Source organism: Paraburkholderia sp. BR10141, assembly GCF_056155635.1.
In genome coordinates this window covers 1-19,113 of the sequence record NZ_JBMIQH010000045.1, presented here as the reverse complement: position 1 = coordinate 19,113, position 19,113 = coordinate 1, and the positions used below count along the sequence as shown (strand labels likewise).

Below are 19,113 nucleotides of genomic sequence, written 5' to 3'. Positions count from 1 at the left end.
GAAAGGTGTCCACTATATCAGGCGATGTTGGCTTGCTCCCAGTTCGCAACGTATCGAGCCATCGAATCGATGGGAGAGGCGATTCGCCGTCGACCCTCACATAAACGAGTTCGGAAGCCGGGTCGGTCGGAGCTGAGGTGGAACGTGTGATCCCTCGTGTGATCCCTTTAGCTGTCGCACGGCGTTCAGGTGTTTACGAAAGTGAGCCGAAGGTGTTGGGAGCGCACGGAATTCCCACCCATGTTGTGTCTCCGACGTTTGCTTTGAGCGATTTTTGGCGACTCAAACACTCAGGCCTACAGATTAGGTCATCCCTATCCGTCAAAATCGGAACGTATTCGGCCACTTGTACCACCTGGCTAAAGGACGACGTTATGCTTTCACCCGATATCAGCGCATTCATCATGGAGTTCGTATGCTTAAGGTCACGAAGGCCATTTTTCCGGTAGCTGGTCTCGGTACACGCTTCCTCCCTGCTACGAAGGCAAGCCCGAAGGAAATGCTGCCTGTTGTGGACAAGCCGTTGATCCAGTATGCAGTGGAAGAAGCTATTGCAGCGGGCATCACTGAAATGATTTTCGTGACCGGGCGTAGCAAACGGGCGATTGAAGACCATTTCGACAAATCGTACGAGATTGAGGTAGAACTGGAAGCGCGTGGCAAGAAGCAACTGCTGGAACTGGTCCGTGGTATCAAGCCCAGCCATGTCGATTGCTTTTACGTTCGCCAACCGGAAGCGCTCGGGCTCGGCCATGCTGTATTGTGCGCTGAGAAACTCGTGGGCGATAACCCGTTCGCGGTTATTCTCGCAGACGACCTGCTTCATGGTGAGCCGCCCGTGACCTCGCAGATGGTGGATCTGTTCAACCACTACCACAGTTCAGTGCTCGGAGTGGAGGAGATCCCGCGAGCAGACACGCGGTCATACGGAGTTGTCGACGGAAAGGCGTGGGAGGAGAATATCGTCAAACTCTCAGCGATTGTCGAAAAGCCCGCGCCCGAAGCGGCCCCATCGAACCTCGGTGTTGTCGGTCGCTACATACTCAAGCCGCGGATCTTCAAGCATTTGCGCGCACTGAAGCCAGGTGCCGGCGGCGAACTGCAACTCACAGATGCAATTGAGTCCTTGCTCAGCGACGAACAGGTCCTCGCCTACAAGTACCGGGGGAAGCGGTACGATTGTGGTAGCAAGCTCGGCTATCTGAAGGCCACGGTTGAGTTCGCGCTCAAGCACAGCGAGGTAGGCTCTGAGTTTGCTGAGTACCTTAACCTGCAATTGCGACGCGTTGAGCAGCGCGAAAATGAAACGTTGGATGCGCGCGAGAGCGTTGACGCTGTCTGAGGACGTCAGCGGCCGATGCTATCGGCTAACTGCTTGTTCGAGTGCATTCAGCTTTGAATCGGTACCCTGGGATAGTCTCCCGCTGTCCTGGTTTCGCCTGCCATGGTCTGGACATGGCAGGCTTTTTTCCCATCCTGAATCAGTCTTCGATAAATGCCTAGCTATAAAGAATTACTTGAACAGCTTGCAATGCTTGATCTCAAGATCGCGGATGCATTCAAGCGTGAGCGAGAGATTGTGATTCAGGAAATTCGGAGAAAGTTGGAGTTACATCAGCTTACAGTCGATGATGTCCGACGTAGATCCCGCCAGTTGATTGCGAAAATTCGTGACCCAAAGACGGTCGCGTGTGGTCTGGACGCGGTAGAAAGCCTTCATGGGTTGACGCTGCGCGCAGTGAGGAAAACTTACCCCCTACGCGGCAAGAATCCACGTTCTGACGTTCGAGCCGCCCCTGGGCAGGCAGAGCTGTCGTGAGACAACGTGAGTAGGAGGCTCACATCTGGCGCGGATACGCGAGAGGTCCTTGTAGCAACGGGCAGGGGTGGCAACTTTCGATTGTTTGAAGGCTCAATCTGTGCTTGAAGGGAACCGCGAGCGGAAGCGCGGCGCGCTAAATCTGAAGTCGTTCTCGCTGACATCGGCGCGAAGGTCAATGAATGTGGGTGTTCCTGGCGCCGCGACATCCTTGGACCTCATAGTGTGTCCACGAGCAGGATGTCGAAAAGTAAGCCACCGGCGAAGTCCCTGACCCAAGGACAGGAGCGACGTGGTCGGGAGAGACGGGGATCCGGCCTGGATTGCGGAGGCGAAGAATCGCGCGCGCTTCCTGACAAAGCGATGGCAATTACGATAGATCGGGGTTCGGTGAGCGCTCCGACCGGACTTGATCGGTCGCGCAATTCATGGAGGTCGATATTCGGAGAGGTCAAATCGGCGATCCGAACCAGTGGTATTGACGAGATCGCTCTGCAATTGAGGGGCGTCTCGATCATACTATCAGTATCGAGCGGTAGAAGCACCTAGTGTAGTAGCGTCGGTGCATCAATGACGGAGGATTCGTTCAGGAGGCTTTTCGCCCATTTGATCGAAGATGCAGACAGATTGGGTGCGTGTCTAACAACCGTTTCCAGTGCAGCAATATGCGCGCTCCAAGAGTCGTTTAGCTCTTCAGGCTCTGGATTTTGCGCAAAGAGGCATTTGACGGCCGCCATTATTGTACACAGCAGAATTCCACGGGATTCTTCGTCGATCGAGTGTGTGTCACGCTTTGAAGATGGATGTTCACCTTCGTCAAGTGCCTTTGTGCAGTTGAGCTGATCGAATTCTGACATAAGCGTGTCCAGCTCGGACTGGGCGGCTCTCCAGTACGCCTCGGACGAATCGCTATCCCGGGGAGGACGCGAAGATCGCCTCCGCGGAGCGCCGAAACGTTTTGGCAGAGGCGCTCCGATTTGTGCGGTTGGTAACTATCTTCACGATCTCGGAAAGTGCATGTATGTGTATATGGAGTCTAAGCTCAAGCGCCGCATTCTGAACTAGCAGTTGATGGACTTCTTTCTCCAGATTACGGATACTATCGACAAGTGAATCATATTGATCGTTATTCATATAGAGCGATAGTGTTAGAATTTACTGTTTTATAAATGATCGATATGGTTGTTGATTCATTGCGACATTTCGCATGGGTATCGATCTCGTTGCCGACGAAGTCGATTACATCAACGTTTTGCGGTGAAGATTGGTGTGCCTCAAAGTCGAGCGAACGGTTCGATGTTTTGTTCGTGAGCTATTAATGGGAACGCGACGGCAACTTCGCGGTTCTGGTCTCTCATGTCGGTGATCGACCAAGTGTGATGTGGATTCGACGGTGCCTGTTAAGGTGGATTCCGTGCGGTTAGATTGAAGGAGATCGAGAGTATTTATTGAACGACCGGATGACAGAAGGGGACGCTGACTGAGCAAACGGGAGGATTTTAACGTGCACCCATTTCTGGCCAGTTTGATTGCTGGCACGTTTGTGCTGGTCATTGCCACATTCAGGGTTACAGCCCGTCGGCGCCGCCAACGGCGACGCGACGAACTGATGCGCAACCTTGATCATCACGAGTGGTACCACGGTTCGCGACGACGGCGCCGGGGCGGGGCAACGCGCTAGCGCTGAGTCGTTCATGTGGGGCGAGTTTCCCGATCAGTTTCGCGGACCTGGCATAGGGGAGGTCGACGCGAAGGCGAGAGAGAGGGCGGCGCACTGAGCACACATGCAACTCCCGCCGGCATTGACTTTCGCAAGCCGATTGATTCGTGTGGTACCCAGTGACGCAACTGTGAACGCATGCACTGAAATGCTATGCATACCCGTACGGATTTTTCTCCTGCCAGCGCCAGTGATCGATGCACATGCGCTCGATGCCGTATTCTGCCTTCCAACCGATGAGTGATTGTGCCCTCGCGGGATTGGCATAACACTCGGCGATGTCGCCGGGACGGCGGTCTACGATTTCATACGGCACAGTACGTTCGCACGCCTGCTCGAAGGCCTTCACGACTTCGAGGACAGTGTAGCCGCGTCCGGTGCCCAGGTTCACGATGAAACCCTGGTCACGCGCAGCCAGCGCATCGAGCGCTTTTAGATGCCCGTTTGCCAGATCCACAACGTGGATGTAGTCCCGCACTCCTGCACCGTCTGGCGTCGGGTAGTCGCCACCGAACACGCGCAGTTTTGGCAGCTTGCCGACCGCCACCTGCGCGACAAACGGCATAAGGTTGTTCGGGATACCGGCGGGGTCTTCGCCAATCAGGCCGCTCTCGTGCGCGCCCACCGGATTGAAATAGCGCAACACCGCGATACGCCACGACGGATCTGAGATCGCGACGTCACGCAGGATCTGCTCGGCGATGAGCTTTGATTGTCCGTATGGGTTGGTTGCGGTGAGCTGGTAGGTTTCGTCGATGGGCGAGCGCTCCGGCGCGCCATACACCGTCGCCGAAGAACTGAACACGAACTGCTTGCAGCCGTATCTACGCATCACGTCCAGGACTGTGAGCAGACATTCCAGGTTGTTGCGATAGTACTCGATCGGTTTGGCCACAGATTCGCCGACGGCTTTGAGTGCCGCAAAGTGGATCACGCCAGTGATTTTATGTGTCTCGAAGATGCGCGTAAGCGCCCGTGCGTCGCGCACATCCTCTTCGTAGAAGGTGAGTTGTTTTCCTGTGATCTTCTGGACGCGCGCGAGCGATGCCCGGTGGCTATTGACGAGATTATCTACGACAACAACGTCGATGCCTGCCTCCAGTAGCGCCACGCAGGTGTGTGAGCCGATGTAGCCGGCGCCGCCAGTGATGAGGATTGTGCTTTTGGTGTTCGTCGCCGAGAAGGAGTTTGCTGGAGTCATCAGATATTTTCAGAGCTTCATACCGGTGGGATCGCGGATCTGTTCTGGCAGATTCACGGATCTGCGTCGCAGCGCCTGTACGGTGGCAAGGAGCCGCTGAAAAGCAACCAGCTGGCCACTCACTTGCAGAGATTGACAGGCTTCTAACCTACCACGTGCTGCAAGGTAAGTCGGGGCGATTGCCGTAAAGTGGAATGTTTTGTCGAGTTTGATCTACGTGACCATATCGGAAGAGGTTTGATCGGTTAAGCGTGAAAGCAAGCCGCCGGATTCGGCGTTTTCGTCGGCCTGAGAGGCGGGGCACGAGTGAGTTCTCAAATACACGACAAACGGCAAGAGACTCCCTCTGCTACGGATGTACAAACGTCGATCCTCGATTGGTCTCGGCTAGCTGGTTACCGTCCATCAGACGTTCAAGCGGAAAGTTCTTCGAACCGAGCACGCGGTGTCGAGGTTCAGCGCGAAGAGAGCTACATCTCGTCATTGAAGCAATGCCGTCAGAACGATTGGTGAGCGAAAAAAACCGCCAGGCATTAGCAGCCTGGCGGTGCGAGTCCGGGTTCGATCTAGTTCGGGGGGAACCGACCCGGTGGACCACATTAGGCTCTGGGCAGCGCGAGCCAAACGTGATTGGGAATTTAACAGACAGGTTTGCCTTTTCGATTTCAATGGCGTTCACATGCCAGATTTTGGCCGACTGGTCAGGTCCTCCGAGTTTGACCACGTATTTACTTTACGCGCGATGAGCATCCGTCATCTGTGAATGCTTGAGAATCGCGTGTCATTTCTTTCGATGCCCTTTGCCGGAAGATGTAAGTGCGATTAACGGGCCGGAAAACTGAAGATATCCAGCTCTGCACGATGAGCCCGCGGTCTAATTGTGTCGCACGGAACTGCGAACTTCGTTCCATTGACTATGTCCCGCCGAGGAAGTCGCCTTCACGCTGATCGCTGTTCCGATGACATGTGGCGAAGAATCTGAAGTATGTTCGCGGAGCCAACCCCGCCCCCTCGAAACCGCTGGCGAAATAGGAACAATAGTTAGCGAATATCACGCATAGGTAGCATCGCAGCAGGCGGGTTCGACACGCTCTTGAAGTGGTTTTGGCAACAATCGGTGACGCGCTTCTACTAGTACTGATCGGACAATACCGTCGACCTTTTCGCAAGAGACCGAATAGCGCGAGATGGCGTGGTAGTTTGAGTGCTCTCTCGCTGACGGGTATCGGCAACCGGTCACCACCCGTCAGCTCCCTTCCCGCACCGTCGCTGTTGACGGTGCGGTTTTTTTTAACTGAGCATAGTCTTCCGCCGTCCCGACGGCTATTAGCAACAAGGTATCCTTGGTGTTCTTCACTGGATCCGAAAGCGGCCAGCGGAGACCCGAGCGATTGCGACCTTTCGGCACAGCCAAAGGGCTATGGCAGCTTTGCAGAGTGGGCCTGCCATTCGCGCGACGTTTCGACCGACAAGTGATCGGCCAAAGCGGTCGTTGGTCCCCAAGCTGTCAACGGCTGGTATGGGCCCGTCAGCTGACGATGGTCGGTCGGTTGAATCCGCACACACCTGCGGCCCTTCGCACCGACGACGCCCCTTGCTCAATGCACAAAGTGCAACTGTAGTGAGGCCTGGTCTCCCGTCGCGCGGGACGCAGACGCCTTGTGCTACACGGCTGGTCGCGTGGGATCAAATAAACACTCGTCAACCGCCCTCATGAAGCTAAATGCCCGCTTGTCACTTGGGTAACTAAGGTTCGCTGCAAGCGATATGGCCGTTTGAATCCAGCCACGTTTGTCGGTTGTGTACGGAAGTCCAACGTCGATCAACATCGACTCTAGCTCTCCATAACGGTTGATGAAAAGCCCAGCGCTGGCGCATGCCCCGAAGATGGTCTCGAATGCGGCTTTACCGCCGTCATTGAACGCGTCAACTCCTCGTTCCTTGGCGTCCGTCCACGGTTTGCCGTCTTCGATAGCTTTGCGAATCATTGCGTCCGCTTTCTTTAGTGCCTTGTCGGTCGCAATATCGTCACCGTTGGCACTTATAGCGGCGAGGTCTCCTGCCGCTGACTCAATTGCTTTCAGGAGCGCCTGGGCTCTCTCTCCAACGGCCTTGCCGGTTACTGACTTTGCGAGCGTGCGCTGCGCTTCGATGAGTTGTGTATCTTGTACTTCGCCAAGATTGAGGGCACTAACTTGTTTAGAGAACTCATCCGCATTATTGAGGACATCAATATCGACGATTCCCGCCGTGCGTACACCCAAGTCCCGATACAGTGAGGCTATCCGTGGCACGGTCTGTTTATTATCCGCGCTAACGAAATGGATATTCGCGTTCGGATGCACTTTGCTGTAAATGGTCTCGTAGAACCGAGCGTCGGCATCTGCTTCTACGACAATCGCCGCAGCGGCGAATAGCCCGTCGATGACGCGATGCGATGCCAAGAGCGGGTCCTTGGTGACCTCCGCGAGGCGACCGGGCGCAAGCTGTTTGAAGAAGTTGGCATTCCCGATGCGGTCGATCCTGACCACCGAGACGTCGGTCTTAACTGATAGCACGCCTCGAAGCACGTCTGCACTGTGCGTAGCGAGCACGACCTGCTTGCTCGGACCGCTGTGCTCTGCGATCAGCCTTCCGAGGGCGAAGGCTTGTGGTGGATGTAGAAAAGCTTCCGGTTCATCAATCATGCACACCGGACGGTCCACCACTAGCAGAGCAGCTGCAATCCCGACGAAACTACGCAACCCATCGCCTTGACCGTCGAGCTTTTCCAATGCTTTGAGAATAGGGCGGGCATCACGCGGGTCCGCAGGGATGTCACCGAGTGTATCCACCACCCTCAGGCAAAGTTCCGTCGGTAGCGTGAAGTCGAGAGCGAGTTCGACACCGAACGTAGCTTTGACGATCTCGCGGAGTTCAACCTCTTTCTTGCTCTCTTTAAGATATAACTGCTGAAGCAGTGTCGACGGATCGTCTGCTCCCGCGTTGGGTCCCGTAACGACGAGTTGCAGGCGATTTTCAGTGAGCAAATGCGTTGTCAGCCTAGAGCCGATCACCTGGTTGATGGTGACCTTGTCTTGCTGTTCAATCCCGGCGCGCCAATTCTGCCAGACCATCTCAGCTGGCCCACCATAACTGGTATTTGACGAACCAGAAAGTGAAGGGGCCAGTGAATTGACGTTGAGTTGTCCGTTCGCCGTCCTGGAGCCTCGAAGAGCTGGATAGGCATTGAACACGGCATCGAGATCGAGAGGGTGCGAAGTGGTAGCGTCTTTTATGACCTTAGTATTCGCACCACGTTGGTCGGTACCTGTGACCTCCCACAGGTCTTTCAACGCGCGGCTCTTCCCGGAATTGTTAGGGCCGATGATCACTGTGAGATCCCCGAGGGGAACCTTGGTGCCGCCGTAGCTTTCGAATTCTTTCAACCGGTATACGTACACGAGTCCGCTCCATTCGCATTTTTATCTTTGGCGCGGTGTCCATTCTACCGGAGCGCTTTCGTACCCTTTATCGGCAGAAGATTCAGACCGGAAATCTGCTCACCTGTCTAGCGAAAAGCGTGTTGACGAAAGCCCAGCGGTGATGCGTTCCATGCCGCTCTCATTTGTGCGGCTGCGCGGGGGATAGGTTGATGTCGATCGGTCACAGAACCATTGTCGACAGGCAGCGGCGACGCTGCAATTACCTGAGATTATCAATCATCTGCTCGTTATGTCGCACGACGCTTCATCGCCGAGAGTAATCATTCACTCGACTCGGCACCCTGACATTCGAGGTTACGACGGCCCAAACGGCGGCAAAGCGTCTTTCAGCTGCCTCTCAGAGGCCGACACTCGAACGTCTGCAATGGCCGATATGCACGCATTCGATGGCGGGCGGCTTTTCGAGTGATCCGGCCGTTCGAGCGACCACCGCACGACTCAGGTGATCGCCAGCAATTGGGCCGGTTCGCACCTTACTGAACGAATAGGGGGTGCTCAACCTCCTATTCGCGTTCATCTCCGCGATCAAGTGCCGAAAATGCTTCACGCAGCAGCGCTTCCTGAGTTGCAAAGCGCTGTTTGTCGCGAGTCTTGAGCTTGCGCAGATTCTCGATCTTCCAGCGTATCGCCGGCATGTCCCGCAAATGCTCGTAGGGCATCAGTGCCCAGTCCGGATCGAGGCTCACAAGGGAGAGAAGAAATTCGCGGTGAGCCTGGCTCAGCGCGCGTGGCAGATCATGATGAAGCTGCGACTGAACTGCCTCGAGCTGGGCGAGACTAACCTCGTCCACCGTCATTCCAACAAAACCCGCCTCGTATTCGTGCGCCAGCGAATGGGGCTTCGCAAAGAGCACTTCGTGAACGGGGCGGTTGTGGCCCGCGAGGTAGCCAACGAACGCGACAACGAAATCGTCGCGCAGACCGTACGTGTCGTACATGTGCTGCACGTCGAAGATGTCGCGGGGATGCTGGCGGTCCAGCGCCGCGACGAGCTTGCTTCCATACAGCTCCGCGTCGGCGAGCGTTGGCGCCTCGAAGTCGACGCGGAACATGTCCCGTGCACGCGGTACGACTGCGCGCGTGACGGTCGGCGTGAGCGTGCCACGGAAGACGTAGTTCACTTCGACCTTGACCTGCGTGTCGGCGGACGCGACGCTCAGCTTCACGTCGTCGCCCCGGCTCTTGCCGCTGGTGCCGGCGACAGTGACGTGATAGCCCTGGCGCTCAATCGCCTGCTTTGCGCGCGCGAGCTCGGTGTTAATGATCGACAGCGCTTCGGCACGATCCGGGCCGTGTGAGCGCATGATCACGTCGATATCGACAGACAGGCGCGGGAGGTCCTGCACGAACATGTTGATCGCGGTTCCGCCCTTCATGGCGAAATGCGGCGTGTCGAAAACGTCGGGTGCGACCGCCAGCATGAGGCGGACGGTGTCGAGATACTGGTCGTTCATCTGGTCACGGCTGGTCGGGAATGAGTGTGTCACGCTTTGAGGTTCAATGCAGGCGCACCCTTGCGGCTGCTGGTCCAGCGCTTCCCGGTACCCAGCCTGTCGACGTGGCGCTGCAGATCCTTACCCCAGGCAAAGCCGCTGGCATCTCCAAGATCTCGCACCAGCTTGACGACCTTCACCCTCGTGCAATGGGAGAGGAGGGTATCGAGCACCTTCGGGCGCAGGTTGCGCAGTGAGGATGCGATATTGAATGCCTCTTCGAGGGACTGTCCTTTCGCGAGGCGTTTGCCGACATCGCTCGCGAGCTCGAGCAGCGCCCGCTCGGGCTCGGCAACGAGGATCGCGGGATCGCGGTTCGGCAGTGGCGAGATCGCGAACCCTTCCGGAAGATTGCCATTGAACAGGCGGGTGGTCTGTAGCGTGTGGGGCATGTGCTCGCTGACCCACTCAGGCATGACATAGGGGCGTTCGGCCCAGAGCACAACGCGCTCACGAAGATTCAAGTTATGGCGCACACCCTGCCAGTCGAGCGCCGTCTTGCCGCCGACATGCAGGCCAGTGACGTGGCGGCTAAGGTACGCGAGGATGCCGTCGCGTACCGGTGTGTCACCTGCGAGGAGATAGGCCCCTTTGGAAAGACGCTGCAGCCAGCCGGCGTTCACCAGATAGGTGGTCTGCTGGGCGCTGACGCCGCAGTCGCGGAGCATCTGGGGATCGAGCGGCTGTCCGCGGGGGACGCTTTCCATGAGCCGCTGGAGCGATTTGCTGGCCATGTATAAGAGACATGATTTTTTCGTAACAACACGAAGAAATCAGCAATTAAGAAAAGTAAATCATGCAATCCGTGGACGCGGACCACTGGTGTCGACGTCCCGCGCTTCCGGCTAGTGTATTCGATCCGGGCACATGATGCATGATTTATTCTGATTTTCATCGGGTAAATTTGTATTTTATAAGAAAAAACAATGCATTGACGAGGTGGGCCTGCTTAAGGGGCGCGTCAGTGACAGGGAGCACAGGGTAGTGACTAATTGCAACTAACCGCCTATCTATTCCATGGCTGGCCAGCGCCTCCGGCGACAGCGCTGCCCGGTAAGTGACATCCGCGGGTGGATCAACTGATTGCGCGTGCCCATCTGCCCCAGTTCGAGTGGGGCCGAATGCGATGGGCTTGCGCGTTCGGCGGCTGAGAATAGTCTTCTGTAATCCGGCTTCGGCGGCGTGTGATGGTCGGCATCCGCCGGTTCACTGGGCAACGGTGGCAGACGTTTTCCACGGGACTGGGGCGCTCCTCCTAGGTTCCCTTGGCGAGCGATCTGTAGTGTCAAAAGTAGCGAGACTCTATCCGCCGGTCCGTCTTGCAAGGTGGGCACCGGCCTTCTAAGCCGAGGGTCGGGGGTTCGAGTCCCTCCTGTCGCGCCAATAGAATCAAGTACTTAGCCAGGTTTTGATAGCCGGGCTTTTTGCTTTCTGGCGTCCTTGTAGGCGCTGTGTAGGTTTTTGTTGGTCGGCGTCGCGGTTTTGCTGGGCTTAGGGCGCTGGAAGTAAAGCGGGCCGTATGACAAAAGTCGGAGGCCGCAAGGATCTGCGGTTGTTGCAAGAACACCACTACTACTAGGAAATCCCCGAGCAGATTGCGACACGGCTATAAGCGTGGTTTTCTCGGGCTATCCACGCGAAAAGAAAAAGGGGCCGTAGCCCTTTCCTTCTTTCTCCAGATTCTCAGTCCTCGAACTGCTTTTTCGGCAATTCGGTCGAGCCTAAGAGGCCGTCGCGGTACATGGCGACAACGGTCTTCAAAGTAAGTTTGGTCTTGCTAAGATCGACCATAGGCAAAGCCGTGCCCAGCTTTGGGGCAAGCGTGTCCACGCCCTTCAAGCTTTCGAAATAGCTCGCCTTTTTGGTGCTGGCGCCGCCGCTGGAAGTGGCGAAGTCGGGCAAAGACGGGCTAAAGTGCATCGCATCAAAGCGGTTGCCAAACGTTGATATCCTTCGCGTCATATATTGTTCTCCGTGCAGAAGGCCTCCAGTGCTGCAACGGAAGCACTAGAAGCGGTGCAATCGAAGTCCATAAACCAGCCGTTGCCGCAGACCTTCCACCATTCTTTCCCATGTTTTTCTTTTAGCACATGTTGGACCGTCAAACAATGCGAAAGGTCCAATGGCCGACACGGGAAAAAGGGTGCCAATTCCGCGGCACTAGTATATGGTTCCGGAACGCCTTGATCGTCCACCATGCTTTGGCCGAAAGGCATGTCAAAGCCATAGCGCGCCCATGCGTAGTAGCCAACCCAGTAATCGTTAGGCCAGAATCGCCCGCCTGCCGCAAGCATCTGAATCTTGGTGATCCCTCGCCGCATCGCAAATCTGACAACCTTCGCGAGAAAGATTGCACCCATTCGAGGCGGCGCCTTATCGTTGAACTTGACGTCCTTTATGTAAATCGCATGGCTTCCATTGTCGTCGACGATGCCAAGGACGTTGTAGTCCCCATTGTCTATCCAAACGGGGTGTTGCACTGCGAAATATAGGCCAGGCGGCGGTTTATCGGCCCCTTGGTTGCCCCAGTTCTTCACGTAAATAGCTTCGACGTAGCTGCGGGTTGGCGCGCCGGCGAAGTCGCGGATGTCATCTTCATTCTGGAAGAGACTGGGATACCCGACAAGGGTGTCCAGCGCGCTCTGATCCAAGCTAGACGTATTGTCGAAGTTGTTCTGTTCGAATTGTGACTTCGCGGCGTTGGACGGAATTACGACCGGCATGGCGTCTTTGGTTTTTGTTGAATGTTGGGGCGTAATGGTAATCCAAAAACCCACGTCCCCAGCACTATAAAGGCCGCGATACTGTACGGAGCCCCACAAATTTCGAGCGCCAACGGTAACGACGAAACATCCGAAACCACTCTCGCTAGGCTCGTGCCTTGTCTACCATTTCGATCGGAATCAGGCCACACCTATTCAGCCTGAACTGGCCGAACTTCAGCATCTTGCTCACCGTATATCGACTTACGCCCAGCATTTCGGCAGCCTGTCCGATATTGACGTGTGTGGGCCGCGGGTGGGTCTCTGCGTAGAGCTGAACAGCCCGGGCGGCGATTCGCACAACGTCGCTTTCCGCGATCGTGGCCTCATTAGAGTGCTGGCTTTCACTTCGTGACATGCGTGCCGCTTGAGCAGCGTCAAGCGTTACCGTACCTTCGAATTTGCACTGCATGTCGCCCCTCCTGTAGTAGTGTTACGCCGAGGGTACTCTCCAGACTGGACTTCACATATAGAGGGGTGTCGATGAACGACGATCTGACAAACGCCGAACTCACTTGGATGAAGAGCATGGCTACCGGATCAGCGGCATTCATCCCTGCTGAGATAGCAAAGCGGCTCATCGAGTTGGGCTATGCGACGCAGTTGCTTGGTGGTCCGGGCATCACTCAAAAGGGGCATCTGAGGCTGCTGAAAGGTCGATAAGCGTTCTGCGGGAGTCTCAATAGGTCTCGTCATTTGCTACCGCCTGAGAGGCGAAACGCCGCAACTGCCAATCCCTGATTTGTACCAATGCGTCGGCCCACTCGCTGGGCGTTAGTGACCGCCAACGTGCCTCGGGCTGCGGCCATACACGCTTGACGCGGAACCCGTCGATGTCATGCCATGCCATGCCGGACTTGCGGGATTCGCCTGAGAAGAGGGCGTGTACAGTGAGACGAATGCCGGCAGATTGGCCATCCTCGCAAGCTCGCGGATCACGCCCGTAGGCTTTTCCTGTCCGATGTCTCGCGCAACCTCAACCAGCGCCAGTGGCAGCTTGTTGTCATAGCCGTACTCGACGAACAGCACGCTATCGAGATCAGCCATCGTCATGGAGTGAGCTTGCCGACGACCAAGATAGCGACTAAGCGACCGCGGCCGGTGCCAGACACCGTACGCGCGGTCGCGGATCAGGAATTGGTCTTCTTGCATGATGAATAGCCCTTGGCGGCTAGATCGTCCCGAAGTGGTGCTCGAAGTAGCCCAAGCTTCCGGGATCGTTCGCTAGTGTTTCCGAGCAGATCTCCAGGTCGCGCGCTGCCGAGCGCAGCAAGTCGCGCATAATAACGAACGGCGAAACCGCGTCTGCCTGCGCTCTCCCAATCTGCTCCTCGCACAGGTCGTACATCGCCGCCATCGAGTGAAACAAAGTCTCGAGTCTCGCCGCCACGTCCTTGACGTCCTCCGGCGAAGCGGCAGGGCGACGGGTTAGGGTGTCTTGCTCAGCCATGTGTGCCTCCACCTACAGTGATGTGTGAAACGATCGCGTGAGCCGACGTCGCCATCGTCGCCAGGCTCGCGAAGAACGCGGATCTGATCTCGCTCGTGAATGCGCCCACGTCGCCGTCCTCGCAAAGCATCAGCGATGCTCGGGGGGCGCCGAGCAGGTAGTGCAGACGCTCGACGTCCCCCGTGGTGAGGTCAGCGTGAAATGCTGCGCACGGATCTGCCTGAAGTACTGCGCTCACGCCGCCTCCCTTTCTGCGCGACACGCCGACAGCGCACGTTGAGCCGTCTCGACTTCCTTTTCGATGGCTCCGAGCCCAATCTCTACCAACGTTCGATAGTCTTCAATGTCTTCTGGAGACGTATCAACGAAGGTGTTGTTGTGAAGCCATTGCAGCGCGCGGACAATCAGAGTGGCTCTTTCCGCGCTTGCCTCGCCTTCGAACGGATTCGGTATCGACCACGCTTCTGCTTGGGCGGCCTTGATCGCTTCATCGATACCGGCGTTGAACTCGCCTGACACCTTACTGACCAGGTCGCTAAACTCATCGTCGGACTGACCCGCCGCGTTGGGCATATTCTTGTCCGTCCAATGTCTCAGTAGATCGGGATAAGCCGCCGAGACAGCATCCTCATCACCGAAGATCGCACGACCGCCGACACGAGCGCGCGCAAGCGCTTCATGCGTCGGCAACCCAGCCAGATTGACGCGCCTATCCATTGATGTTCCCCTCATCGTCAGTACGTTTGAAGCCGAGCGCCAATGCACGTCTCCTCCAACGCTCTCGAAGTGACCACTCTGCTTGGCCGCTGATCTCGGAAATTTGCTCAATGGTCTTGAGCGTATCGGACGCGTGGAGTAGCAGTTGCTCGAGCCCGAACGGCTGAAATCCCCCCGAGCGCTGGCCCCCGTTGTTCACCTCATGGCCGATTAGCGCCGCAACATTGCCAAGTGTCTCGCTGAGATTGCCTGCCATCATCTTCGTCTCTTCCGACGCTCTCGCAATCCATTCGAGTTCGGCATCTGGCAAAGAGCTGATTTCCAGGTCCATCTGATCCCAGAAGTACCTGAGCAATCCCGCTGTGTCGGCTGGATACCTTGGCCCCTCACTTTCTTCGTTTTTCGCGAGTTGGACCGTGAACGCTTTTGCAGCGTTATGCATGGCAAGTCTCCGTGGTGGTTTTGTTGACCTCGCGATCGCTCTTGAACTCGTTCCAGACGGCGAGATCCATGGGGCGCAAATAGCCTTCATCGGCAGAGAACTCGAGAGCGGTGGTGATGCGTTGCAGGCCATACTCGTCAAGCTGGTCCGCGGCCATCAGCGCCTCTCTGAGCGAAACAAAGTGATCACGGCCGTTCGAATCGATCAGGCTCACGCAGATGGGAGAGTCGTTGCACAGGCCAATGTCGTCGCCTCTCCATTTCAGGGGGCCGCGAAGGCCGGAGGAAAATTCGCGATAGCGTTCAGTCACGATGCCGGTGACGACCACCTCTTCATCGGTTAGGCAAAAGCCGGAGAACTCCGGGGCCATGTACTTATACAAGCATTTTCCGTCTCGAATCGTGAGCCGCATCAGGTATTCCGACCCCTCTCGCGAGACGATGACGAAATCACCATCCTTGGCGTCCAGCCCAGAATCGACGATCAGCTTGTCATGTACGAAAAACGAGTCACGCGGATTCGCTGGGTCATACATGCTGTCAGATGTAACGCGTAGCGCGCGCGTCGTCGTCGCGATCTCGACTGAGGTCATAAAGCTCTCCTAACAGTTGGCATGGGAAGTACGGCGGGCTTATGGCTGCCGCGTCAGTCATCCTGCGCTTCGGTCAATGACAACTCCATGTCATCCGTCTCGAGCGGATAGAGCTGCCCGTCTTTCACCAGACCAAGATTCGTGAGTGTCGGCATGTCGCTGCGAGCGTCCACGCACCAGAGCGGCGAGCCCAACACCTCGACCTTCCAGTCGTAGCAGATATCCGCGGCGCGACTCTTGATCCGAACCATGCGGGTGCCGAAACGCGTCGACAGGATCGCGAGATTACCGGCGTGGCAGCGCAGGCTCCCTGCGCGGGAAGTTTGGCTGACCGTCTTGACCTGACAGCCAAGGAGGCCAGACAAGGGGCGGGCCGGGCTACGTTGTGCAGTGAGGGTGGCTTCCATCGCGATCTCCTTGAAATCGGCGTTGAGGAGCGTTGACTGAAATGTAGCACCGTGCTTTATTGATTGAAAGCACCGTGCTGCATTAAGATTGGCCATGGCCCGAGACGAACCCCAAATCAACTTACGTGTCCCCGCTGCTCTCAAGGAGCGGCTAGAAGGGGCGTCGGCCCAAAGCAAGCGATCGCTTACAGCCGAGATAGTGGCGCGGCTAGAGGAAAGCTTCAGTTCGGAGAAGGGGGCATCCAGTTCGATCGACGAGCGGACTCTGGACCTGTTCGCGGAGAGGGTCGGGCAGGTGCTGGATGAACGAGAAAAGAAACGGAAGGGACGCCCGTGAGTTCCTTGCATAGGGCAGACTGGCTTGCCTTGGCTTCGCCAATTGTCACGCTCGTAGTAATCGCTACCGGTTACTACGGCGCTTACTGGCAGGAGAGAGGCAAGGCACGCGCTACATCTGAGAGTGTCGACAAGCTAACCAGGGCGGTCGAAGACATCAAAACCGAAAACGCGTTATTGCTTGAAGAACTCAGGTCGCGGAATCAAATGCGATTGGCTGCTGTCGACAAGCGGCTCCAGGCGCATCAGGAAGCCTTCAAGCTCTGGCGTAGGCTGTACAAGCACGTCCACTCGAAAGAGGTGGACGCTGTCATCCAAGAGTGCCAGACGTGGTGGGAGGACAATTGTCTGTATCTCGACAAGGCGGCTCGCGACGCTTTCGCCAACGCGTACTGGGCCGCAGGCCTTCACGAAACGCTAATGGAATCTCCGCTGCGTGACGAGTCCACAATCGGAGATATCACACGGAATTGGGCTCTGGTTGAGATGGCTGGCGATGCCATTGTCAGAGGTGCCGAACTCCCTGGATTGACGGACGTGGAACGAAGCGAAGTACGTGAAGCCGCGCAATCGAACAGCCGATAGTAGCGCGAATCGCAGCAATCGCATCGGAGGCCAAATATGCGGCTCGTGATCGCTGGTGACGGACCCGCGGACGGCAACTTCCAGCAACTCACAGAGCGGCTTACTGGGCAGACTAAAGCGCTTCGCGCAGACTCAACGTAAGCGATCCATTATCGACGTCTACCCAACAGTACTCTGAGCGGGGAGCATAGGTGTCCACCTACCGTTGAAGGTGGACGCCTATGGCCGACAAAGACTCAGAGTTAAAAGTAGTTCGCAAGAGTGCCGACGGCCGTCGGCGCTACGACGAGAAGAGCAAGCGGGTACTGATCGAGGCGGCGTTGCAGCCGGGCGTATCCGTGGCCCGGTTGGCGCAGGAGCACGGAGTCAATGCCAACCTGTTGCGCAAGTGGATCACGAAGTTCTTGATGGAGCGCGAGCAAGGCATCTTGCCAATACAGCACGCCGGTGATGACACCGCCTCGCCGGATGAGGTTGATGGCGTGGCCATCAACCAGTCGGATTCGCGTGAGCTCGTCGCCACCGCTGCTGCACTTGCCGCGTTCGTGCCGGTCGTTTCGATACCGACTGCGCCGGTGCCGACACCGCCGCCTTCGTCCATGGCGCTCACGCTGCATGTGCGACTGGCCAACGGTGTCGAGCTCGAGATGGGCAAAGCCATCGCGACCATCGACGAACTGACCACCCTGGTCCAGATTCTGGGGAGGATGCCGTGTTCCGGTTCGACGAAAACCTGAAGGTGTACTTGCATCGCGATCCTGTCGATTTCCGCTACGGCATGAACAGCCTCTCGATTCTCGTCGAGCAGGCCATGCATCTGAACCCGATGGATTCCTCTCTTTATATCTTCGGAAACCGCCGTCGTGACAGGGTCAAGATTATCGGCTGGGATGGAAGTGGTTTCTGGTTGATGACAAAACGCCTTGAAACAAGCCATTTTATCTGACCCGACAGGAAGACCGAAGTCGTGGCATTAACGTCGGCGTCGCTGCACGCGCTGCTCGATGGCGATGACATCACTGCGATCCGCCGACATCCACGGGAGGAATATCTGCGCGTGAGCTGAACATGGGCAGGGCATGCGTGGTCTAATCTGGCATGCCCGCCCAGATCACGATCTCTGCCGAGGAACTCAATGCGTTACTCGCCATGCGCGAGGCGTATGCCACCCTTGAGCGCGAGCACGAAGAAACCCGCAGCATGCTGCGTCTGGTGAGCGCGGAGCGCGACCTGGCCGAGGAACGGCTGCGTGCCTACCGGCGTGAGCTGTTTGGTGCAAAGAGCGAAGTACGGGACTCGGAACAGTTCGGGCTGTTCAACGAAGCTGAGGCGCTTGGCGCGAATGCGGCACCCGCCCAGGAAGATACACTCGAAACGAAGGTCGGTGCGCACGCAAAAAGCGCGGCCACCGCAAGCCGCTTGACCCCAGTCTGCCCCGCGAGATCCGGCGGCACGAGCTCCCGGAAGCCGAGCGTTTCTGCAGCAACGACGGCCATGCACTGGTCGAGTTCGGCGTGGAAATCAGCGAACAACTCGACGTGATTCCCGAGCAGTTGCGCGTGATCCAGCACCAGCGCGTCAAGTATGCCTGCCCGTGCTGTGATCTGGGTATCAAGGTCACGCCGGCGCTGCCGCGCATCATCCCACGAGGACTACTGACCGAATCAGCGCTTGCCTGGATCGCGACGGGAAAATTCCAGTTTGGCATGCCGTTGTATCGCCAGGCTGGCCTGCTTCGCCGCTTCGGCGGCGATATCTCGTCAAACACGATCGCTGCCAGCATGGTCAAGGTCGGCCTCGCAACGCAGCCCGTGATCAACCTGATGCGCGACGCGCTGCTTGAGGCAACGGTGATCCTCACAGACGAGACGACCTTCCAGGTGCTCAAGGAGAAAGGGCGCAAGCCACAGACGAAGAGTTACCTGTGGTGTCAGATGACAGGCACGGGAATCCCGATCTGTTGCTATGCCTATACGCCGGGTCGTGGGGCAAAGCTGGCCGACAAGCTGTTCGCCGGCGTGCAGGAAGGCGCTGCGCTGATGACCGATGTATATGAGCGCCTCCCGTTTGCACAAGCATCGGTGTTCAGATTCGACAGAATGGG

At 56.9% G+C, this 19,113-nt stretch carries 22 protein-coding genes and 1 pseudogene; 8 read left to right on the top strand and 15 right to left on the bottom strand.

The window, feature by feature from the left end; all coding sequences use genetic code 11:
* Positions 1 to 415: 415 nt before the first annotated feature.
* On the top strand, positions 416 to 1,342 hold the full coding sequence (gene galU / locus ACOJB8_RS36310) for a UTP--glucose-1-phosphate uridylyltransferase GalU (RefSeq protein ID WP_475016990.1): 927 nt from the start codon (positions 416 to 418) through the stop codon (positions 1,340 to 1,342).
* A 153-nt stretch (positions 1,343 to 1,495) separates the two neighbouring features.
* The gene (locus tag ACOJB8_RS36305) at positions 1,496 to 1,819 is read left to right on the top strand and encodes a hypothetical protein (RefSeq protein WP_475016988.1); all 324 of its coding nucleotides are present in this window, start codon (positions 1,496 to 1,498) and stop codon (positions 1,817 to 1,819) included.
* 545 nt (positions 1,820 to 2,364) lie between these two features.
* On the opposite strand, the gene ACOJB8_RS36300 is transcribed toward ACOJB8_RS36305, so the two are convergent.
* The 8 genes from ACOJB8_RS36300 to ACOJB8_RS36265 form a co-directional block, all read right to left on the bottom strand.
* Positions 2,365 to 2,676 carry a hypothetical protein gene (locus ACOJB8_RS36300; RefSeq protein WP_475016986.1) on the bottom strand — a complete coding sequence of 104 codons (312 nt, stop codon included), beginning with the start codon at positions 2,674 to 2,676 and terminating at the stop codon, positions 2,365 to 2,367.
* Positions 2,677 to 3,690: 1,014 nt separating this feature from the next.
* A complete protein-coding gene (galE, locus tag ACOJB8_RS36295) occupies positions 3,691 to 4,740 on the bottom strand; it encodes a UDP-glucose 4-epimerase GalE (RefSeq protein ID WP_475016984.1) in 1,050 nt (349 codons plus the stop codon).
* 1,664 nt (positions 4,741 to 6,404) lie between these two features.
* Entirely contained in the window at positions 6,405 to 8,183 is a 1,779-nt protein-coding gene (locus ACOJB8_RS36290) for an ATP-dependent nuclease (RefSeq protein ID WP_475016982.1), read from the bottom strand.
* A 545-nt stretch (positions 8,184 to 8,728) separates the two neighbouring features.
* Positions 8,729 to 9,679: a nucleotidyl transferase AbiEii/AbiGii toxin family protein gene (locus ACOJB8_RS36285; RefSeq protein ID WP_475016980.1), complete on the bottom strand. Its 951-nt coding sequence runs from the start codon at positions 9,677 to 9,679 to the stop codon at positions 8,729 to 8,731.
* Between the two features lie 29 nt (positions 9,680 to 9,708).
* Positions 9,709 to 10,452 (bottom strand): type IV toxin-antitoxin system AbiEi family antitoxin domain-containing protein, encoded by a 744-nt coding sequence (locus tag ACOJB8_RS36280; RefSeq protein ID WP_342949677.1) that lies wholly within the window; start codon positions 10,450 to 10,452, stop codon positions 9,709 to 9,711.
* A 949-nt stretch (positions 10,453 to 11,401) separates the two neighbouring features.
* Complete coding sequence (locus ACOJB8_RS36275; protein ID WP_475016978.1) at positions 11,402 to 11,680, bottom strand: hypothetical protein; 279 nt, start codon at positions 11,678 to 11,680, stop codon at positions 11,402 to 11,404.
* On the bottom strand, positions 11,677 to 12,441 hold the full coding sequence (locus ACOJB8_RS36270; protein ID WP_475016976.1) for a hypothetical protein: 765 nt from the start codon (positions 12,439 to 12,441) through the stop codon (positions 11,677 to 11,679). Before ACOJB8_RS36270 ends, ACOJB8_RS36275 begins: the two co-directional genes overlap by 4 nt.
* Positions 12,442 to 12,586: 145 nt before the next feature.
* Complete coding sequence (locus tag ACOJB8_RS36265; RefSeq protein ID WP_475016974.1) at positions 12,587 to 12,892, bottom strand: helix-turn-helix domain-containing protein; 306 nt, start codon at positions 12,890 to 12,892, stop codon at positions 12,587 to 12,589.
* A gap of 71 nt (positions 12,893 to 12,963) precedes the next feature.
* Here ACOJB8_RS36265 and ACOJB8_RS36260 point away from each other — a divergent pair, with 71 nt between their 5' ends.
* The gene (locus ACOJB8_RS36260) at positions 12,964 to 13,143 is read left to right on the top strand and encodes a hypothetical protein (RefSeq protein WP_475016972.1); all 180 of its coding nucleotides are present in this window, start codon (positions 12,964 to 12,966) and stop codon (positions 13,141 to 13,143) included.
* Positions 13,144 to 13,254: 111 nt separating this feature from the next.
* On the opposite strand, the gene ACOJB8_RS36255 is transcribed toward ACOJB8_RS36260, so the two are convergent.
* Genes ACOJB8_RS36255 through ACOJB8_RS36225 form a run of 7 tightly spaced genes read right to left on the bottom strand, consistent with a single transcriptional unit; the run spans position 13,255 to position 16,088 of the window.
* Positions 13,255 to 13,632, bottom strand: coding sequence for a hypothetical protein (locus tag ACOJB8_RS36255; protein ID WP_475016971.1), 378 nt, complete (start codon positions 13,630 to 13,632; stop codon positions 13,255 to 13,257).
* 19 nt (positions 13,633 to 13,651) lie between these two features.
* Complete coding sequence (locus ACOJB8_RS36250) at positions 13,652 to 13,930, bottom strand: hypothetical protein (protein WP_475016969.1); 279 nt, start codon at positions 13,928 to 13,930, stop codon at positions 13,652 to 13,654.
* On the bottom strand, positions 13,923 to 14,168 hold the full coding sequence (locus tag ACOJB8_RS36245) for a hypothetical protein (protein WP_475016967.1): 246 nt from the start codon (positions 14,166 to 14,168) through the stop codon (positions 13,923 to 13,925). The genes ACOJB8_RS36250 and ACOJB8_RS36245 overlap by 8 nt, the downstream gene beginning before the upstream one ends.
* Positions 14,165 to 14,647, bottom strand: coding sequence for a hypothetical protein (locus ACOJB8_RS36240; protein ID WP_475016966.1), 483 nt, complete (start codon positions 14,645 to 14,647; stop codon positions 14,165 to 14,167). The genes ACOJB8_RS36245 and ACOJB8_RS36240 overlap by 4 nt, the downstream gene beginning before the upstream one ends.
* Complete coding sequence (locus ACOJB8_RS36235; RefSeq protein ID WP_475016964.1) at positions 14,640 to 15,089, bottom strand: hypothetical protein; 450 nt, start codon at positions 15,087 to 15,089, stop codon at positions 14,640 to 14,642. Before ACOJB8_RS36235 ends, ACOJB8_RS36240 begins: the two co-directional genes overlap by 8 nt.
* Positions 15,082 to 15,681 (bottom strand): LexA family protein, encoded by a 600-nt coding sequence (locus ACOJB8_RS36230; protein WP_475016963.1) that lies wholly within the window; start codon positions 15,679 to 15,681, stop codon positions 15,082 to 15,084. Before ACOJB8_RS36230 ends, ACOJB8_RS36235 begins: the two co-directional genes overlap by 8 nt.
* A 53-nt stretch (positions 15,682 to 15,734) precedes the next feature.
* The gene (locus tag ACOJB8_RS36225; protein ID WP_475016961.1) at positions 15,735 to 16,088 is read right to left on the bottom strand and encodes a hypothetical protein; all 354 of its coding nucleotides are present in this window, start codon (positions 16,086 to 16,088) and stop codon (positions 15,735 to 15,737) included.
* Between the two features lie 94 nt (positions 16,089 to 16,182).
* On the opposite strand from ACOJB8_RS36225, the gene ACOJB8_RS36220 reads away from it, so the two are divergent.
* The 5 genes and pseudogenes from ACOJB8_RS36220 to ACOJB8_RS36200 all read left to right on the top strand — a co-directional run.
* Positions 16,183 to 16,425 carry an Arc family DNA-binding protein gene (locus ACOJB8_RS36220; RefSeq protein ID WP_475016959.1) on the top strand — a complete coding sequence of 81 codons (243 nt, stop codon included), beginning with the start codon at positions 16,183 to 16,185 and terminating at the stop codon, positions 16,423 to 16,425.
* On the top strand, positions 16,422 to 17,009 hold the full coding sequence (locus ACOJB8_RS36215; protein ID WP_475016957.1) for a hypothetical protein: 588 nt from the start codon (positions 16,422 to 16,424) through the stop codon (positions 17,007 to 17,009). The genes ACOJB8_RS36220 and ACOJB8_RS36215 overlap by 4 nt, the downstream gene beginning before the upstream one ends.
* A gap of 221 nt (positions 17,010 to 17,230) precedes the next feature.
* Positions 17,231 to 17,746 carry a transposase gene (locus ACOJB8_RS36210; protein WP_069269016.1) on the top strand — a complete coding sequence of 172 codons (516 nt, stop codon included), beginning with the start codon at positions 17,231 to 17,233 and terminating at the stop codon, positions 17,744 to 17,746.
* A complete protein-coding gene (tnpB, locus tag ACOJB8_RS36205; RefSeq protein ID WP_475016955.1) occupies positions 17,722 to 17,955 on the top strand; it encodes an IS66 family insertion sequence element accessory protein TnpB in 234 nt (77 codons plus the stop codon). Before ACOJB8_RS36210 ends, tnpB begins: the two co-directional genes overlap by 25 nt.
* Positions 17,956 to 18,107: 152 nt before the next feature.
* Positions 18,108 to 19,113: pseudogene (locus ACOJB8_RS36200) on the top strand (transposase); the annotation flags it as partial.

Bases quoted from the DNA above. Each gene is read 5' to 3' on its own strand.
- galU (WP_475016990.1), top strand. From the start codon at position 416: ATGCTTAAGGTCACGAAGGCCATTTTTCCGGTAGCTGGTCTCGGTACA.
- ACOJB8_RS36305 (WP_475016988.1), top strand. From the start codon at position 1,496: ATGCCTAGCTATAAAGAATTACTTGAACAGCTTGCAATGCTTGATCTC.
- ACOJB8_RS36300 (WP_475016986.1), bottom strand. From the start codon at position 2,676: ATGTCAGAATTCGATCAGCTCAACTGCACAAAGGCACTTGACGAAGGT.
- galE (WP_475016984.1), bottom strand. From the start codon at position 4,740: ATGACTCCAGCAAACTCCTTCTCGGCGACGAACACCAAAAGCACAATC.
- ACOJB8_RS36285 (WP_475016980.1), bottom strand. From the start codon at position 9,679: ATGAACGACCAGTATCTCGACACCGTCCGCCTCATGCTGGCGGTCGCA.
- ACOJB8_RS36280 (WP_342949677.1), bottom strand. From the start codon at position 10,452: ATGGCCAGCAAATCGCTCCAGCGGCTCATGGAAAGCGTCCCCCGCGGA.
- ACOJB8_RS36275 (WP_475016978.1), bottom strand. From the start codon at position 11,680: ATGACGCGAAGGATATCAACGTTTGGCAACCGCTTTGATGCGATGCAC.
- ACOJB8_RS36270 (WP_475016976.1), bottom strand. From the start codon at position 12,441: ATGCCGGTCGTAATTCCGTCCAACGCCGCGAAGTCACAATTCGAACAG.
- ACOJB8_RS36265 (WP_475016974.1), bottom strand. From the start codon at position 12,892: ATGCAGTGCAAATTCGAAGGTACGGTAACGCTTGACGCTGCTCAAGCG.
- ACOJB8_RS36260 (WP_475016972.1), top strand. From the start codon at position 12,964: ATGAACGACGATCTGACAAACGCCGAACTCACTTGGATGAAGAGCATG.
- ACOJB8_RS36255 (WP_475016971.1), bottom strand. From the start codon at position 13,632: ATGCAAGAAGACCAATTCCTGATCCGCGACCGCGCGTACGGTGTCTGG.
- ACOJB8_RS36250 (WP_475016969.1), bottom strand. From the start codon at position 13,930: ATGGCTGAGCAAGACACCCTAACCCGTCGCCCTGCCGCTTCGCCGGAG.
- ACOJB8_RS36240 (WP_475016966.1), bottom strand. From the start codon at position 14,647: ATGGATAGGCGCGTCAATCTGGCTGGGTTGCCGACGCATGAAGCGCTT.
- ACOJB8_RS36235 (WP_475016964.1), bottom strand. From the start codon at position 15,089: ATGCATAACGCTGCAAAAGCGTTCACGGTCCAACTCGCGAAAAACGAA.
- ACOJB8_RS36230 (WP_475016963.1), bottom strand. From the start codon at position 15,681: ATGACCTCAGTCGAGATCGCGACGACGACGCGCGCGCTACGCGTTACA.
- ACOJB8_RS36225 (WP_475016961.1), bottom strand. From the start codon at position 16,088: ATGGAAGCCACCCTCACTGCACAACGTAGCCCGGCCCGCCCCTTGTCT.
- ACOJB8_RS36220 (WP_475016959.1), top strand. From the start codon at position 16,183: ATGGCCCGAGACGAACCCCAAATCAACTTACGTGTCCCCGCTGCTCTC.
- ACOJB8_RS36210 (WP_069269016.1), top strand. From the start codon at position 17,231: ATGGCCGACAAAGACTCAGAGTTAAAAGTAGTTCGCAAGAGTGCCGAC.